General features: G+C 73.4%; 16 protein-coding genes. 9 read left to right on the forward strand and 7 right to left on the reverse strand.

Translation table 11 applies throughout. The features are described from left to right. Positions 1-73: 73 nt before the first annotated feature. Complete coding sequence (locus tag BIV23_RS40380; protein WP_071385983.1) at positions 74-1897, reverse strand: glycoside hydrolase family 3 protein; 1824 nt, start codon at positions 1895-1897, stop codon at positions 74-76. Between the two features lie 234 nt (positions 1898-2131). On the opposite strand from BIV23_RS40380, the gene aroA reads away from it, so the two are divergent. Next, complete coding sequence (aroA, locus tag BIV23_RS40385) at positions 2132-3364, forward strand: 3-phosphoshikimate 1-carboxyvinyltransferase (protein ID WP_071386038.1); 1233 nt, start codon at positions 2132-2134, stop codon at positions 3362-3364. Between the two features lie 19 nt (positions 3365-3383). Here aroA and BIV23_RS40390 read toward each other — a convergent pair whose 3' ends face one another. Continuing rightward, positions 3384-4184: a sugar phosphate isomerase/epimerase family protein gene (locus BIV23_RS40390; RefSeq protein ID WP_071386039.1), complete on the reverse strand. Its 801-nt coding sequence runs from the start codon at positions 4182-4184 to the stop codon at positions 3384-3386. An 18-nt stretch (positions 4185-4202) separates the two neighbouring features. Continuing rightward, complete coding sequence (locus BIV23_RS40395) at positions 4203-4970, reverse strand: helix-turn-helix domain-containing GNAT family N-acetyltransferase (protein WP_071385984.1); 768 nt, start codon at positions 4968-4970, stop codon at positions 4203-4205. A 300-nt stretch (positions 4971-5270) separates the two neighbouring features. Between BIV23_RS40395 and BIV23_RS40400 the strand changes: the two genes are divergently transcribed. Both BIV23_RS40400 and BIV23_RS40405 read left to right on the forward strand, forming a co-directional pair. Further along, positions 5271-5552 carry a hypothetical protein gene (locus BIV23_RS40400; protein WP_071385985.1) on the forward strand — a complete coding sequence of 94 codons (282 nt, stop codon included), beginning with the start codon at positions 5271-5273 and terminating at the stop codon, positions 5550-5552. Positions 5553-5681: 129 nt separating this feature from the next. Continuing rightward, positions 5682-6947, forward strand: a complete 1266-nt coding sequence (locus BIV23_RS40405) for an FAD-dependent monooxygenase (protein WP_071386040.1) — start codon at positions 5682-5684, stop codon at positions 6945-6947. 91 nt (positions 6948-7038) lie between these two features. Here the strand turns inward: BIV23_RS40405 and BIV23_RS40410 are convergent, their stop codons facing one another. Then, the gene (locus tag BIV23_RS40410; RefSeq protein WP_071385986.1) at positions 7039-8088 is read right to left on the reverse strand and encodes a LacI family DNA-binding transcriptional regulator; all 1050 of its coding nucleotides are present in this window, start codon (positions 8086-8088) and stop codon (positions 7039-7041) included. 223 nt (positions 8089-8311) lie between these two features. Here BIV23_RS40410 and BIV23_RS40415 point away from each other — a divergent pair, with 223 nt between their 5' ends. The 3 genes from BIV23_RS40415 to BIV23_RS40425 are packed head-to-tail and all read left to right on the forward strand — an operon-like array spanning position 8312 to position 11438. Then, positions 8312-9463 carry a Gfo/Idh/MocA family protein gene (locus BIV23_RS40415; RefSeq protein WP_071385987.1) on the forward strand — a complete coding sequence of 384 codons (1152 nt, stop codon included), beginning with the start codon at positions 8312-8314 and terminating at the stop codon, positions 9461-9463. Further along, on the forward strand, positions 9460-10611 hold the full coding sequence (locus tag BIV23_RS40420; protein ID WP_071385988.1) for a dihydrodipicolinate synthase family protein: 1152 nt from the start codon (positions 9460-9462) through the stop codon (positions 10609-10611). Before BIV23_RS40415 ends, BIV23_RS40420 begins: the two co-directional genes overlap by 4 nt. A gap of 29 nt (positions 10612-10640) precedes the next feature. Then, positions 10641-11438, forward strand: coding sequence for a sugar phosphate isomerase/epimerase family protein (locus BIV23_RS40425; RefSeq protein ID WP_245790883.1), 798 nt, complete (start codon positions 10641-10643; stop codon positions 11436-11438). A gap of 18 nt (positions 11439-11456) precedes the next feature. Here the strand turns inward: BIV23_RS40425 and BIV23_RS40430 are convergent, their stop codons facing one another. Continuing rightward, the gene (locus BIV23_RS40430; protein WP_071385990.1) at positions 11457-11897 is read right to left on the reverse strand and encodes a GNAT family N-acetyltransferase; all 441 of its coding nucleotides are present in this window, start codon (positions 11895-11897) and stop codon (positions 11457-11459) included. A gap of 224 nt (positions 11898-12121) precedes the next feature. Between BIV23_RS40430 and BIV23_RS40435 the strand changes: the two genes are divergently transcribed. From BIV23_RS40435 to BIV23_RS40445, 3 genes are all read left to right on the forward strand, one after another. Further along, positions 12122-13021 (forward strand): LysR family transcriptional regulator, encoded by a 900-nt coding sequence (locus tag BIV23_RS40435; RefSeq protein ID WP_071385991.1) that lies wholly within the window; start codon positions 12122-12124, stop codon positions 13019-13021. 95 nt (positions 13022-13116) lie between these two features. Beyond that, positions 13117-13299: a 4-oxalocrotonate tautomerase DmpI gene (gene dmpI / locus BIV23_RS40440; protein ID WP_071385992.1), complete on the forward strand. Its 183-nt coding sequence runs from the start codon at positions 13117-13119 to the stop codon at positions 13297-13299. Between the two features lie 52 nt (positions 13300-13351). Continuing rightward, positions 13352-13777 (forward strand): nuclear transport factor 2 family protein, encoded by a 426-nt coding sequence (locus BIV23_RS40445; RefSeq protein WP_071385993.1) that lies wholly within the window; start codon positions 13352-13354, stop codon positions 13775-13777. Positions 13778-13793: 16 nt separating this feature from the next. Here BIV23_RS40445 and rbsD read toward each other — a convergent pair whose 3' ends face one another. Next, entirely contained in the window at positions 13794-14174 is a 381-nt protein-coding gene (gene rbsD / locus BIV23_RS40450) for a D-ribose pyranase (RefSeq protein WP_071385994.1), read from the reverse strand. Then, complete coding sequence (locus BIV23_RS40455) at positions 14171-15073, reverse strand: ribokinase (protein ID WP_071385995.1); 903 nt, start codon at positions 15071-15073, stop codon at positions 14171-14173. Before BIV23_RS40455 ends, rbsD begins: the two co-directional genes overlap by 4 nt. Position 15074: the final 1 nt, after the last annotated feature.

The raw sequence follows: 15074 nt of genomic DNA on the forward strand, positions 1-15074 counted from the left end.
CCGGTGCCACGCCAGACGGCGTGGGAGGGTTTCCGCCCGCCTGCGGTGGTACGCCCGAACCGTGGGCGTACGCCTAGTACGTCAGCCCGTGCCCGATCGGGTACAGCACCTGCGCCGGATCGTCCGCCCGTTGCACCGGCACCGGCAGCTTCCCGCGCGGGGCCACCCGCCCGGCGATGACCCGCGCGGCCGCGCGCACCTCGACGTCGGTCCAGCCGTACGACGTCAAACAGGCCTTAACGGCGGGGAGTTGGGCCACGTCGTAGGGGTTGCGGACGGCGAGGGCGGCCACCGGGCGGCCCGTGGCCAGCAGGCGCTCCACCAGCGTGCGCTGGGAGCTGTCCGCCGTCACGTCGTACGTCGCCACCACCACCGCGTCCGCGTCGTGGGCCGCCGTGACCGCCCGGGCGACGGCGGCGGCGGAGGGCGAGGTGCCGGTGGACAGGGCCGTGGCGGTGAAGCCCAGTTCGGTGAGGGCGGCGGCCAGGACGCCGGTGGGCGGGCCGGTGGTGCCGGTGGGGGAGTCGGGGTCGGCGCCGACGACCAGGATCCGGCGTGCGGTGCGGGGCGCGAAGGGGAGGGTACGGTCCTCGTTGACGAGCAGGGTCGTGGTGCGCTCGGCGATCCGGTCGGCCGCCGCCAGGTGCGCCTTCGTGCCCACCGTGCGCTCCACGCCCGCCCGGGAGCTGTACGGCGCGTCGAAGAGGCCGAGCCGCGACTTCAGGCGCAGGATGCGCAGGATCGATTCGTCCAGGCGGGACTCGGTCAGCTCGCCGTCCTGTACGGCCTTCAGCACGGCGTGCCAGGCCACGTCGATCGAGGGCGGGTTGAGCAACTGGTCCACCCCGGCCTTCAGGGCGAGCACCGGCACCCGGTCGTCGCCGTACTTGGTGCGCACGCCCTGCATGCCGAGGGAGTCGGTGATCACGACGCCGTCGTAGCCGAGTTCGCCGCGCAGGATGCCGGTGAGGACCGGGTGGGAGAGGGTGGCCGGGTCGCCGGAGTCGTCCAGGGCCGGGAACTGGATGTGCGCGGTCATGATCGAGTCGATGCCGGCGGCGATCGCGGCCCGGAACGGCACGGCGTCCAGCGTCTCCCACCGGGCCCGGCTGTGGGTGATGACCGGGAAGCCGGTGTGGCTGTCGGTGGCCGTGTCGCCGTGCCCCGGGAAGTGCTTGGCGGTCGCCGCGACCCGGGACTGCTGATAGCCCGTCACCTCGGCGGCCACCAGCTCGGCCACCTTGTCCGGGGCGGCGCCGAAGGAACGGACGCCGATGATCGGGTTGGCCGGGTTGACGTTGACGTCGGCGTCCGGGGAGTAGTCCTGGTTGATGCCCATCGCGCGCAGCTCGGCGCCGGAGATCCGGCCGAGGGTCCGCGCGTCGGACCGGGAGCCCCCCGCACCGAGGGCCATCGCGCCCGGGAAGAGCGTGGCGGGCCTGCCGACCCGGCACACCGCGCCGTGCTCCTGGTCGGTGGCGATGAGCACCGGCAGCCCGCGCGCCTGGTCCAGGGAGGCCTTCTGGATGCCGTCGGACAGCTCCGCGATCTGCTGCGGATCACGGGTGTTGTGCGCCCAGGTGAAGTAGATGATGCCGCCGACGCGGTACGCCGCGATCAGCTCGGCGGCCGTGCGGACCCCCAGCTCCCTGAGGTTGGCATCGATGTCGGCCTGGTCCGGGGCGGTGGCGGAGTGGCCGTAGACCCGCATCACGAAGAGCTGGCCGACCTTCTCCTCCAGCGACATCCGGGAGATCAGGGCGCGCAGCCGGCGGTCGTCGGGCGGGGTGCCGGGGGCGGCGGCGCGGGCGTTGGCGGTCGGTGCGGTCAGCGCGGCGGTGAGGCCCGCCGTGGCGGCGAGGACGGCGCGTCGGGACGGTCTGCCGGTGTCGGACACGTGCGCTCCTTCCGGAGGAGAACCGCTGAAGGAAACTTCCGAAGGGCACCACTATCCGGGAAGTTTCTTTCCGTCAAGGGACTGCACAGTAACCGGAAGAGGGGCCGCCACCGGCGCATTGGCCGGGGCGCGCCGACGGCCGGGGGCGGGGTCCGGGCCGGTCCCCGCCGCGCCGGCGTCCCAGTTCATGGACGTCGCGTCCCGGCGGGCCGCGGTGCGGCCATCATGGCGGCCATGCCCGCAGTCGACATCCCCGGTTCCAAGTCCATCACCGCCCGCGCGCTCTTCCTCGCGGCCGCCGCCGACGGCGTGAGCACCCTCGTGCGGCCCCTGCGCTCCGACGACACCGAGGGCTTCGCCGAGGGCCTGACCCGGCTCGGCTACCGGGTCGGCAGCACCCCCGACACCTGGCAGGTGGACGGCCGCCCGCAGGGCCCGGCGCACGCCGAGGCCGACGTCTACTGCCGCGACGGCGCCACCACCGCCCGCTTCCTGCCCGTCCTGGCCGCCGCCGGCCGCGGCACCTACCGCTTCGACGCCTCCCCGCAGATGCGCCGCCGCCCCCTCGGCCCGCTCACCCGCGCCCTGCGCGACCTGGGCGTCGACCTGCGGCACGAGGAGGCGGAGGGGCACCATCCGCTCACCGTCCGGGCGGCCGGCGTCGAGGGCGGCGAGGTCGTGCTGGACGCCGGCCAGTCCTCCCAGTACCTGACCGCGCTGCTCCTGCTCGGCCCGCTGACCCGCACCGGCCTGCGGATCCGCGTCACCGGACTGGTCTCGGCGCCGTACGTGGAGATCACGCTGGCGATGATGCGGGCGTTCGGCGCGCGGGTCGCCCGGGACGGCGACGTCTACGACGTCGCGCCGGGCGGCTACCGGGCCACCACCTACCCGATCGAGCCGGACGCCTCCACCGCGAGCTACTTCTTCGCGGCGGCCGCCGTCACCCCGGGCCGCGAGGTGACCGTGCCCGGCCTCGGCACGGGCGCGCTCCAGGGCGACCTCGGCTTCGTGGAGGTACTGCGCCGGATGGGCGCCGAGGTGGAGGTCGGCAGGGACCGGACGACGGTACGCGGTACGGGAGTTCTGCGCGGGCTCACCGTGAACATGCGGGACGTCTCCGACACCATGCCGACCCTGGCCGCGATCGCGCCGTTCGCCGACGGACCCGTCCGCATCGAGGACGTGGCGAACACCCGGGTGAAGGAGTGCGACCGCCTGGAGGCCTGCGCGGACAACCTCCGCCGGCTCGGCGTGCCGGTGTCGACCGGCCCCGACCGGATCGAGATCCACCCCGGCACCCCGCGGCCGGACGTGCGGATCAAGACCTTCGGCGACCACCGCATCGTCATGTCCTTCGCGGTGACCGGCCTGCGCACACCCGGCCTGACGTACGACGACCCCGGCTGCGTCCGCAAGACGTTCCCGGGCTTCCACGAGGCCTTCGGGAAGTTCCGCCGGCAGTGACTCCCGCGCCGGCAGCCGCCTAAGCCGCCTCGTCGAGCAACCTCAGCAGGTGCTCCCGTCCGCCGGCGAGAATCTCCTGAAGCGGCGCCGCCGACTCGTACCACCGCTTCTCGTACTCCCAGCACAGCCACCCGTCCCAGCCGTGCCGGCAGAGCACGTCCACGCACTCGGTGAGCGGAAGCACCCCCGCGCCCAGCGGCAGCGGCGTCGTGTCGTCGGCCGACGCGATGTCCTTGACCTGCACGTATCCCAGGTGCGGGGCGAGGGCGGCGTACGACTGCGAGGGCTGCTCGCCGCCCAGCCAGGTGTGCATGACGTCCCACAGCGCGCCGACGTGGCGGTGTCCGACGGGCCCCAGCACGCGGATCGCGGCGGCGCCGGTGCGGTGGGAGTCATGGGTCTCCAGCAGGACGCGCACCCCGAGCGCGGCGGCGTCCTCGGCCACGGTGCCGAGCCGCCGCGCGGCGACCGCGTCGGACTCGGCGGCGGGCAGGTCCGGGTCGGCGCCGGGGAAGACCCGGACGAAGGGGGCGCCGATGTCGTGGGCGAGCCGCACCAGGGCGCGCACGGCCTCGACGACCGGGCCGTCCTCGCCGGGCGCGGCCACGCGCGCGTACCCGGCGACGCCCAGGATCTCGACGCCGGCCGCCTTGAACGCGGCGGCCACGTCCGCCCGTTGGGCCGCCGTGAGGCCGGGGTGCACCGGCTCCTCGGGATGGGCGCGCAGCTCGATGCCGTGGTAGCCGTGCGTGGTGGCGAGCGCCAGCACGTCCGGCAGCGGAAGACCGGGAACCCCGAGGGTGGAGAAGGCTAGCTTCATGGTCACGGACCCTACTCGTCACTCGCCCGACCGGTGCAGATCCAGGCGCCAGTCCTGACCGGTCAGGTCCTTTCCGAAGGAGCGGTGCGGCTGCTCGGCGGTGAGCACGAAGCCGTGGCGCCGGTACAGGCGCCGGGCGGCGTCGAGCACGTCGTTGGTCCACAGCACCAGGTCGCGGTAGCCGACCCCGCGCGCGAAGTCCACGACCGCGCCGACCAGCAGGTCCCCGATGCCGTGCCCCCGCGCCTCGGGCTCGACCAGCAGCAGCCGCAGCCGCGCGGTGCCCGGGGCGTCGTCCCGTACGCACATCACGCAGCCCACGGGCCGCCCGCCCAGCTCGGCGATCCACACCCGCTCCAGATGCGGATCGTGGTCCTCGGCGAAGTCGGCCACGATCCGGGCCACCAGCCCCTCGTAGTCGGCGTTCCAGCCGTACTCGGCGGCGTACAGCGCGGCGTTGCGCTGCACCATCCAGCCGAGGTCGCCGGGCCGGGGCTCGCGCAGCGCGACCTCGGCAGGTCCCCGCGGGGCCGTGTCGCCGAGGGCCGTACGAAGGGCGTTCAGGGCCTCGGCGGCGCCCCGGCCGCTCGCGGTGAGGGCCACCCGCGTGCCGGAGGGGTCGCGCTCGGCCAGTCCGGCCCGCTCGACCGCGTCGAGGATCCGGGTCAGGGCCAAGTGCCCGTCCGCGAGCCCCAGTCGGGCGCGCAGCCCGGCCTCGTCGGTGCCGTCGGCGTGCGCGAGTGCGGACAGCACCCGGTCGACGGCGCGGATGTCCTGGACGGTCATGGCCGGCCCCCGGTGGTTGGCGATGGTTCCCAGTGGTTGAACGATTCAAGTACGTTGATTTCCCTTGCTGGTTCCCCTCTTTCCCCGTGCGGCCCGCCTTTGACTTCCCCGCCCTCTCATCGTAGGTTTAATCACGAACGTCACTTATGTCCGTTTGGCATCGAGAGTGACGGATCCGCCGCGGATCGCCTTTGCGGGCGGCGGACCCCGCCCGGAGCTGCGCGCAGGCTCCGGAGCGTCAGGAGGACGGCCCACCGGGGCCGTCGGCAGAAAAACCACACCCTCGGAGAGGGGCTCATCATGCGCGCGCACACCACCCGTATCAAGAGAGTGGCCCTTGTGGTCTGCTCGGCACCGATCCTGGCCCTCGCGGCCGGAGCCGGAGTCGCCAGCGCAGCCACCAGCTCCGCACCGACCGCGGCCGTCGCGTACGACCACGGTGGCGGTGGCGGCTGGGGCTGGGGCGACGACCACGGCGGCGGCTGGGGCTGGGGCGACGGCGGCGGCTGGGGTTGGGGAGACCACGGCGGCGGCTGGGGCGACGGCGGTGGCTGGGGCGACGGCGGCGGCTGGGGCTGCTGACCCACCCACAGCGAACTGACCTGACACCCCCGACAGTGAAAGGTGGATCCGGGTGCCCGACCCATGGGCACCCGGATCCCTGTGACCAGCCGGTTCCACGGGGCCGGCGGCCGTGGAGGCGGTGACCGGATGAGGATCGTCTGCGTGGGCGGAGGCCCGGCCGGGCTGTACTTCTCGATCTCGGCGAAGCTGCGGGACGCCGGGCACGAGATCACCGTGATCGAGCGCGACCCGCCCGAGGCCACCTACGGCTGGGGCGTCGTGTACTGGGACGACCTGCTGGACATCCTGCACGCCAACGACCCCGAGAGCGCCCGCGCGATCAGCGCCGGCTCGGTGCTCTGGCAGGCGCAGGAGATCCAGGTGCACGGCGGCGGGCACGACGGTACGGCGTACTTCGGGGGCTACGGCTACAGCATGGGCCGCGCCGCGCTGCTGGAGATACTGGCCCGGCGCGCACGCTCCCTCGGTGTGGACGTACGGCACGGGGAGCGCCTCGCCGACCCCGCCGACCTGCCCGAGGCCGATCTGATCCTGGCCGCCGACGGGGCGGGCAGCCGGATCCGGCAGAGCCGCGCGGAACGCTTCGGCACGAAGACGGAGACCGGCCGCAACCCCTACATCTGGCTCGGCACGGACCGGCAGTTCGACAGCTTCGTGTTCTGCTTCGAGAAGACCGGGGCCGGCTGGATCTGGTTCCACGCCTATCCGTCGATCCGGGGCATCAGCACCTGCATCGTGGAGTGCTCCCCGGAGACCTGGCAGGGCCTCGGCCTGGACTCCATGGAGCCGGAGGAGGCCGTACCGCTGCTGGAGAAGATCTTCCACCGGGCGCTCGACGGCCACTCCCTGATCAGCCGGTCGCGCGGCGCCCCGGCGCTGTGGCAGCGCTTCACGCACCTGCGCAACGAGACCTGGGTCGACGGCACCGAGCCCCGGCGCCCCGTCGTCCTGGCCGGCGACGCCGCGCACACCACCCACTTCACGCTCGGCTCCGGCACCCGGCTGGCGATGATCGACGGGATCGTGCTGGCCCACAGCCTCGCGCACCACGCGGACCTCCGGGCGGCGCTGCGGGCGTACGACGAGCACCGCCGCGCGGAACTGCACCCCGTGCAGGCCGGCGCGCGCTCGAGCATGGCCTGGTTCGAGCGCCTCGACGACTACCTGGAGCGCGACCCGGTCTCCTTCGCCTACGCCATGGCCGTCCGCACCGGCCGTCAGTCCCCCTGGCGCTACCAGGCCCACCTGGCCAACCAGATCCCCGCCCTGCGCAAGGCCCGCCTGGCCTACGACACGGGCCGCCGCTGGTACCGGGACCGCAGAAGGGGCGGAACACCGCTGCCCCTGCTGGGCCGCTCCCTCCCGTCCGGGGCACCCCCGAAGACCCCCTGACCCTTTCCGCGATGCCGCCGGGGGCGGCCACTCGCGCCCCTGGCCGCGCTTTCGGCAAGGGCGACGGCACCGCTGCCGTCGCCCGGCTCCCTCACGCCCGGGGTGTTCCCGAGGACCCCCTGACCATCAGCTCCCCGCGGACGGTGGCGATGTCGCCGGGCGGCGGTTCCTCGCGTCCCATGGCGATCCGGCCGGCCCGGGCGCCCGCGTCCGCCAGCGGCAGTCGCACCGTCGTCAGCGACGGCACCGCGTCGATGCTGAACGGCAGGTCGTCGAAGCCGGCCACCGACACGTCCTCCGGAATCCGCAGCCCGGACTCCCGCAGCGCCGCGCACGCGCCGAGCGCGACGGAGTCGTTCGCGGCGACGATCCCCGTCAGCCCCGGTTCCCGCCGCAGCAGCTCCAGCGTGGCCTCGTACCCGGACCGGCGGTCGTAATGGCCGTACACCGTCCAGCGCGGATCCTCCTCGACCCCCGCCGCCGCCAGCGCCTCCCGGTGACCCTCCAGCCGGTGCCGCGTCGTGGTCCGCTCCTCGGGGCCGGCGATGTAACCGAGCCGGCGATGCCCGAGCCCGAGCAGGTGCTCGGTCAGCCGGCGCGCACCCCCGCGGTTGTCGAACGTCAGGGCCACCGCCCCGGTGCCCGCTGCCTGCGGCCGCCCGCACAGCACCACGCGCGTCCCGGCCTCCGTCAGCTTGCGCAGCTTCGCCGCGACCGCCGCCGCGTGCGGCGCGTCCTCCACGGCGCCGCCGGTCAGCACCACGGCCGCCGCCCGCTGGCGCTGCAGCAGGGTCAGATACGTCAGTTCACGCTCGGGCGACCCGCCCGTGTTGCACACGACCGCCAGCCGCTCACCGCCCGCCCGGCCCCCGCCCGTGCCCCCGATCTCGGCCTGGATGGCGGACGCCATGATCCCGAAGAAGGGGTCGGCGATGTCGTTCACCAGGATCCCGACCAGGTCGGAGGTGGCGGCGGCCAGCGAGCTCGCCGGGCCGTTGAGGACGTAGTCCAGCTCGTCCACCGCCCGGAGCACCCGCTCGCGTGTGGAGGCGGCCACCGGGTAGTTGCCGTTCAGTACGCGCGACACCGTCGCGGGGGAGACCTGGGCGCGGGCCGCCACATCCGCCAGGGTCACCGTCATGTCGTCGTCCTCCGGTCGTGCGTCGTGTCGTACGCCCTCGTAGACAGCCAGGTCATGCTCGTGGTTCCGAGCGGACGTCCAGCAGACCTTAAAGCCATCGACCCCGGATGTTCGCCCCCTCGAACAACTCGAAGGGGCAACGGTCTTGTACAGACCACTGTTCAGAGGCTAGCTTCTCAGTGGATAGAAAGCGCTTGCTGCGAGTGTTGTAGAGGGGACTCACGTGACACGCAAGACGGTGCGCATCGCCATGAACGGCGTGACCGGACGCATGGGCTACCGCCAGCACCTCGTCCGGTCGATCCTCGCCCTGCGCGAGCAGGGCGGCCTCGACCTGGGCGACGGCACCGTGCTGTGGCCGGAGCCGATCCTGCTCGGCCGCCGTGAACACGCGCTCCGGGAGATCGCCGGGCGTCACGGGCTGGACGAGATCTCGACGGACGTCGACGCGGTGCTGGCGGATCCGTCGGTGGACATCTACTTCGACGCCCAGGTCACCTCCGCCCGGGAGGAGTCCGTCAAGAAGGCGATCGCCGCCGGGAAGCACGTCTACACCGAGAAGCCGACCGCCACCGGCCTGGCGGGCGCCCTCGAACTCGCCCGGCTCGCCCACGACAAGGGCATCAAGCACGGCGTCGTCCAGGACAAGATCTTCCTGCCGGGCCTGCTCAAGCTGAAGCGCCTGGTCGACGGCGGCTTCTTCGGCCGGATCCTGTCCGTGCGAGGCGAGTTCGGCTACTGGGTCTTCGAGGGCGACTGGCAGCCGGCCCAGCGCCCGTCCTGGAACTACCGTGCCGAGGACGGCGGCGGCATCGTCGTCGACATGTTCCCGCACTGGGAGTACGTCCTGCACGAGCTGTTCGGCCGGGTGACCTCCGTCCAGGCCCTCGCCACCACCCACATCCCGCAGCGCTGGGACGAGAACGGCAAGCCCTACGACGCGACGGCGGACGACGCGGCCTACGGCGTCTTCGAACTCGACGGCGGCGCGATCGCCCAGATCAACTCCTCCTGGGCGGTCCGGGTCAACCGCGACGAACTCGTCGAGTTCCAGGTCGACGGCACCGAGGGCTCGGCGGTCGCGGGCCTGCGCAACTGCCGTGTCCAGCACCGCGGTTCGACTCCCAAGCCGGTCTGGAACCCCGACCTCCCCGCCACCGAGGTCTTCCGCGACCAGTGGCAGGAGGTGCCGGACAACGGGGACTTCGACAACGGCTTCAAGGCCCAGTGGGAGCTGTTCCTCAGGCACGTCCACGCCGACGCGCCGTACCACTGGGACCTGCTGGCCGGCGCCCGGGGCGTACAGCTCGCCGAACTGGGCCTGAGGTCCTCCGCCGAGGGCCGCCGCCTCGACGTGCCGGAGATCGCCCTGTGACCATCCGACTCCCTTCCGCAGACGGCGTGTTGCGGACGTACGAGCCCCGCAGCGAACCGCTTGCCGTGTCCCCGGGCGCACCCTTCACCTCCCGTACGGTCTTCTCGGCGGCGCACGTCGTCGCCGACCCGTACGCCGACGTCTCGCCCGACTCGCCGGCCGCCGTCGACTGGGACGCCACCCTCGCCTTCCGCCGGCACCTGTGGTCGCACGGACTCGGGGTGGCCGAGGCGATGGACACGGCCCAGCGCGGCATGGGCCTGGACTGGGCGGGCGCGGCCGAGCTGATCCGGCGCAGCGCGGCCGAGGCGAGGGCGGTGGGCGGCCGGATCGCCTGCGGGGTCGGCACCGACCAGATCGCCGGCGGGTCACTCGTGGAGATCCGCGCGGCCTACGAGGAGCAGCTCGCGGTCGCGGAGGAGTCGGGCGCCCAGGCGATCCTGATGGCCTCGCGCGCCCTGGCCGCCGCGGCCACCGGCCCGGACGACTACCTGGAGATCTACGGCCACCTGCTGCGCCAGTGCGCCGAGCCGGTGATCCTGCACTGGCTGGGCCCGATGTTCGACCCGGCGCTGGAGGGCTACTGGGGCTCGGCCGGCCTGGACGCGGCGACCGACACCTTCCTGGAGGTCATCGCCGCGCACCCGGACAAGGTCGACGGCATCAAGGTGTCGCTCCTGGACGCGCGGCGCGAGACCGACCTGCGCCGCCGCCTCCCGCGCGGGGTCCGCTGCTACACCGGCGACGACTTCCACTACCCCGAGCTGATCGCGGGCGACGAGCAGGGCTTCAGCCATGCCCTGCTCGGCGTCTTCGACCCGCTGGGCCCGCTGGCGGCACAGGCGGTCCGGGTGCTGGACACCGGGGACACGGCCGGTTTCCGGGCGCTGCTGGACCCCACGGTCGCCCTGTCCCGCCACCTCTTCCAGGCCCCCACCCGCTTCTACAAGGCCGGTGTGGTCCTGCTGGCCTGGCTCGCGGGCCACCAGGCGCACTTCACGATGGTCGGCGGCCTCCAGTCGGCCCGCTCCCTCCCGCACCTCGCCCGCGCCTACGAACTCGCCGACGGCCTCGGCCTGTTCCCGGACCCGAAGCTCGCCGAGGAGCGGATGAAGAACCTGCTGTCCCTGTACGGGGTGAACCAGTGACCGATCTCGCACGCTTCAGCATCAACCAGATGACAGTGAAACAACTGTCACTGCCGGAACTGGTCTCCGCCTGCGGGGAGTTCGGTATCGGGCAGGTGGGCCTGTGGCGGGAGCCGGTCCAGTCGTACGGCGTCGAGGCGACGGCAGAGCTGATCCGCGACGCCGGCCTGACGGTGACGACGCTCTGCCGGGGCGGATTCTTCACGGCGATCGCCCCGGAGGCACGTGCGTCGGCCCTGGCCGACAACCGCCGCGCGATCGAGGAAGCGGCCACCCTCGGAACGGACACCCTGGTCCTGGTCTCGGGCGGCCTGCCCACCGGTTCGAAGGACCTGAACGGGGCCCGGGAGCGCATCGCCGACGCGTTGACCGAACTGGCCCCCTACGCCGAGCAGCACGGCGTACGCCTGGCCGTCGAGCCCCTGCACCCGATGTACGCCTCCGACCGCTGTGTCGTCTCGACCCTGGCCCAGGCCCTGGACCTGGCCGAGCGCTTCCCCGCGCACCAGGTCGGGGTGGCCGTGGACACGTACCACATCTGGTGGGACGACCAGGCGCCCGCGCAGATCGCGCGGGCGGGGGCGGGCGGCCGTATCCACACGTTCCAACTCGCCGACTGGGTCACCCCGTTGCCGGAGGGCGTCCTCAACGGCAGGGGCCAGATCGGCGACGGCGCGATCGACATGCGCGAGTGGCGGGGTCATGTGGAGGCGGCCGGCTACACCGGACCGATCGAGGTCGAGCTCTTCAACGACGCACTGTGGGCCCGGGACGGGCGGGAGGTGCTGGCGGAGACGGTGGAGCGGTTCCGGGCCCTTCGGCGCTGAGGGCGGCGTCCGCCCGGGTCAGGCAAGGCGCAGATCGATCCAGGGAATCGTGTCCCCCGGCAGCAGATACCGCTCGATCTCGACGAATCCGTGCCTGCGGGCGAACCGCAGGCCGTCCTCGTTGGACGACAGGACGACCGTTTCGATCACTTCGGCGCCCCACTCCCGCGCCCGCGCGAGGCCGCGCGCGTACAGCTCCTCACCGAACCCCTGGCCACGGTGAGGAGCGAGCACGCGGGCGATCACCGTGGCCGTCGACGTGTCGTCCGAGGGAGGACGCACCGTGCTGCAGCCCACGAGGACGTCGCCGAGGTACGCGACCTCCAGGTGGTTGCGCTGCGCGCGTTCCCGTATCTCCTCGACGGACAGGAGGTGCGTGGGGATGATCGCGTTGTGGACGTACTGCCAGTCCGTGAACGTGGCGTCGTCGTGCGGCCGCTGGATGCGAAGGTCGGACATCGCAGCAGAAGACCCCGGGCGCGCCTCGGACGTCAACCGCCTTTCCCGACGCCTGACGGGCGCGTCCGGGTATGACCTTGCCGCGCGGACGGGGGACACCTCGGCACCATCGCTCAGGGGAAGTGTGACCGGCGCGGACGCCTCTGGTACGTCCTCGCGCCCCGGACCGCCGCCGAGGCCCTCCCCGGTGCGGTCGGCCGGGAGGCCGTTGCTTAGCTGGGCACATGGAACTGCGCCAACTTCGCTATTTCGTGGCGGTCGCCGAGGAGCTGCACTTCGCCCGTGCCGCCGAACGGCTGCTGATCGCCCAGTCGGCCGTCAGCCAGCAGGTGCGGCGGCTGGAGCGGGAGCTGGGGACCGACCTCTTCGACCGGTCGCCGCGCCGGGTGCGGCTGACCGAGGCCGGGCAGCGGTTTCTGCCGGCGGCGCGCGAGGTGCTGGCCGCCGAGCAGCGGGCGCGAGCCGCGGTGGCCGACTACACCGCGGCGCGGGTCGAACGGCTGCGGGTGGGCACCAGCACGGGGATGGGGGACCGGCTGGACCAGGTGCTGGAGGCGCTGGCCGGGCTCGTCCCCGAGCTGCGGGTGGAGCTGGCCTCCGCCCCCACCGCCGTACGGCTGGAGCAGGTGGCCCGCGGGGAGCTGGACGCCGCCTTCGTGCGGGGGGTGGAGGAGGGTCCCGACGGGGTCCGGCTGGTCCCGGTGTGGCAGGACCGGCTCCTGGTGGTCCTCGGCGCGCGACACGCCCTCGCCCGCCGATCGCGGGTGGAGCTGGGCGAGTTGGCCGGTCTGCCGTTGTATCTGACCGCGCGGCGCAACAATCCGCCGCTCGTCGACCTCGTCGTGGGCGCGTGCCGGGACGCCGGCTTCGAGCCCGTGTCCGGGCCGGCGGCGAGCTCGTTGCAGGACACCCTGGCCGCGCTGGGCGCGGGCAGCCCCGGCTGGAGCGTGGTGTACGCCTCGCACGCCGCGCAGCTGGCCACCGGGCGGGTCGCCTTTTTGTCGGCGAGCGACCCCCTCGTCCTGCCGACCGCGCTCGCCGTGCCCCGCACCGCACCTGAGGCCCGGGTCGTCTCCCTCCTGGAGGCCTGCCGGGCGATCGGCGCGAGCGATCGCGAAACGTGAACGCTGCGTGCGCGGAGTGGCCCTGGGTGCCGCGCCCCGGATCGGGTGGACTGGGAGCCGAAGCAAGCACCGGCCATCGACTCCAGGAGCTGATCATGCCCATCGTCACCGTCCAGCAGGGCCCCCGCAGCGTCGAGCTCAAGCGCGAACTCGTCGCCCGCATCACGGACGCCTTCGTGGACGCCTACAAGATCCCCGCCGACACCGTCCAGGTGTGGATCAACGAGACCCCGGCCGACAGCTGGGGCTCGGCCGGCACCCTCACCGCCGACAAGTAGCCACCCGCCCGGCCGCACCACCGCCCCTGCCACGAGAGGAACCCACGCCGTCATGACCACCACCGACCGCACCGAGCCCGACGCGCCCAGGGGCGTGGTGCTGCGCTACTTCGAGGCGCTCGCCGCCGGGGACCAGGAGACCGTCCGGAACAGCTGGGCCGAGGACGGCAGTTGCTGGTACGGCGGCGACCTGCCCATCTCCGGCACCTGGCAGGGCCGGGACCAGGTGATCGACGGCTTCCTGGCGACCGCCTTCGCCCACCTGGACCCCGACCGCGAGATCGGCCTGAAGGTCACCAACGTCTTCGGCGAGGGCGAGCAGGTGCTCGTCGAGTGGGACTCCTGGGCGACCGGCAGGACCGGCAGGGCCTACCACGAGCACAACATCGGCGTCTTCACCGTCCGCGCCGGAAAGATCGTCACCATGCGCGAGTACGCCGACACCCAGCACTGGGAGCGGGCGCTCGTCGCCCCGTAGGCGAGTACGACAGGGCCTAGAAGAACACCCCGCACCGCAGCAGCACGTTCGCGTACGGCCGCGCCTCCCCGGTGCGGACCACCAGCCGGGCGCCCGCCGAGAGTTCCTTCAGCCGCTCGTGCGGCACCAGGTCCAGGTCGCGGAAGTGGCCCTCCAGCAGCGCCCGGTTGGGGCCGCGCAGCTCGCGCGCGGCTGTCGCGCCCTCCACCACCAGCTCGGCCAGCAGACCGCCCAGTACCTCCGCGAACGACGGCACCCCGGCCCGGAACGCCAGGTCCACCACGCGCGGCCCGGCCGGGATCGGCATACCGGCGTCGCACACCAGCACCCCGTCCCCGTGGCCCAGCTCCGCGAGCGCCCCGGCGAGATGGCGGTTCAGGATCCCCGCCTTCTTCACAGGGACTCGACCTCCCGCGCCGTCGGGTACGACTCCTGCGCGCCCCGCCTCGTCACGGCGGCCGCGCCGACCCGGGCCGCGTAGCCCGCCGCCTCGGCCAGCGCGGCCCCCGACCCCAACCGCCAGGCCAGTGCGGCGGTGAAGGCGTCGCCCGCCCCCGTGGTGTCCACCGCGTCCACCTTCACCGACGGCACGCGCGTCACCCCGGAGGAGTCGCACACCAGCGCCCCCTGCGCGCCCAGCGTCACCACCACCGAGCGCGGGCCCCTGGCCAGCAGCAGCCTCGCCCAGTCCGCGGGCTCCTCGCTCACGCACGCGTCGCCGAGGAGCACCCGGGCCTCGTGCTCGTTGACGATCAGCGGGTCGCAGGCCGCCAGCACCTCCGCGGGAAGCGGGCGGGGTGGCGACGGGTTCAGTACGAAGCGGGCGTCCGGGGGCAGTTGCCGTACCACCTCCGTGACCGTCTCCAGCGGGACCTCCAGCTGTGCCGACACCACCCGCGAGGCGTGGAAGAGGCTGCCCGCCGCCCGGACGTCCCCCGGGGTGAGCCGGGCGTTGGCGCCCGGTGACACCACGATGCTGTTGTCCCCGGACGGGTCGACGGTGATCAGCGCCACGCCGGTCGGCGCCCCGCCCACCAGCACGCCGACCGTGTCGACGTCCGCCGCGCGCAGGGAGTCGAGCAGCAGCCGGCCGTGGCCGTCGTCGCCGACCCGCGCCAGCAGGGCCGTGTCCGCGCCGAGCCGGGCGGCGGCCACCGCCTGGTTGGCGCCCTTGCCGCCCGGGTGCACGGCCAGGTCGCCGCCGAGCACCGTCTCCCCGGCGGCGGGCCGCCGTTCGACGTCGATCACCAGGTCGGCGTTGGCCGATCCGACGACCAACAGGTCGTAGTCGTACATC

It is taken from the genome of Streptomyces monashensis (genome assembly GCF_001866665.1).
Taxonomy (GTDB): Bacteria; Actinomycetota; Actinomycetes; order Streptomycetales; family Streptomycetaceae; genus Streptomyces; species Streptomyces monashensis.

Excerpts from the sequence above, each read along its gene's own strand:
- BIV23_RS40395 (WP_071385984.1), bottom strand. The coding sequence starts at position 4,970 with ATGACCGTCCAGGACATCCGCGCCGTCGACCGGGTGCTGTCCGCACTC.
- BIV23_RS40405 (WP_071386040.1), top strand. The coding sequence starts at position 5,682 with ATGAGGATCGTCTGCGTGGGCGGAGGCCCGGCCGGGCTGTACTTCTCG.
- BIV23_RS40400 (WP_071385985.1), top strand. The coding sequence starts at position 5,271 with ATGCGCGCGCACACCACCCGTATCAAGAGAGTGGCCCTTGTGGTCTGC.
- BIV23_RS40390 (WP_071386039.1), bottom strand. The coding sequence starts at position 4,184 with ATGAAGCTAGCCTTCTCCACCCTCGGGGTTCCCGGTCTTCCGCTGCCG.
- BIV23_RS40435 (WP_071385991.1), top strand. The coding sequence starts at position 12,122 with ATGGAACTGCGCCAACTTCGCTATTTCGTGGCGGTCGCCGAGGAGCTG.
- BIV23_RS40425 (WP_245790883.1), top strand. The coding sequence starts at position 10,641 with ATGACAGTGAAACAACTGTCACTGCCGGAACTGGTCTCCGCCTGCGGG.
- aroA (WP_071386038.1), top strand. The coding sequence starts at position 2,132 with ATGCCCGCAGTCGACATCCCCGGTTCCAAGTCCATCACCGCCCGCGCG.
- BIV23_RS40410 (WP_071385986.1), bottom strand. The coding sequence starts at position 8,088 with ATGACGGTGACCCTGGCGGATGTGGCGGCCCGCGCCCAGGTCTCCCCC.
- BIV23_RS40430 (WP_071385990.1), bottom strand. The coding sequence starts at position 11,897 with ATGTCCGACCTTCGCATCCAGCGGCCGCACGACGACGCCACGTTCACG.
- BIV23_RS40445 (WP_071385993.1), top strand. The coding sequence starts at position 13,352 with ATGACCACCACCGACCGCACCGAGCCCGACGCGCCCAGGGGCGTGGTG.
- dmpI (WP_071385992.1), top strand. The coding sequence starts at position 13,117 with ATGCCCATCGTCACCGTCCAGCAGGGCCCCCGCAGCGTCGAGCTCAAG.
- BIV23_RS40455 (WP_071385995.1), bottom strand. The coding sequence starts at position 15,073 with ATGTACGACTACGACCTGTTGGTCGTCGGATCGGCCAACGCCGACCTG.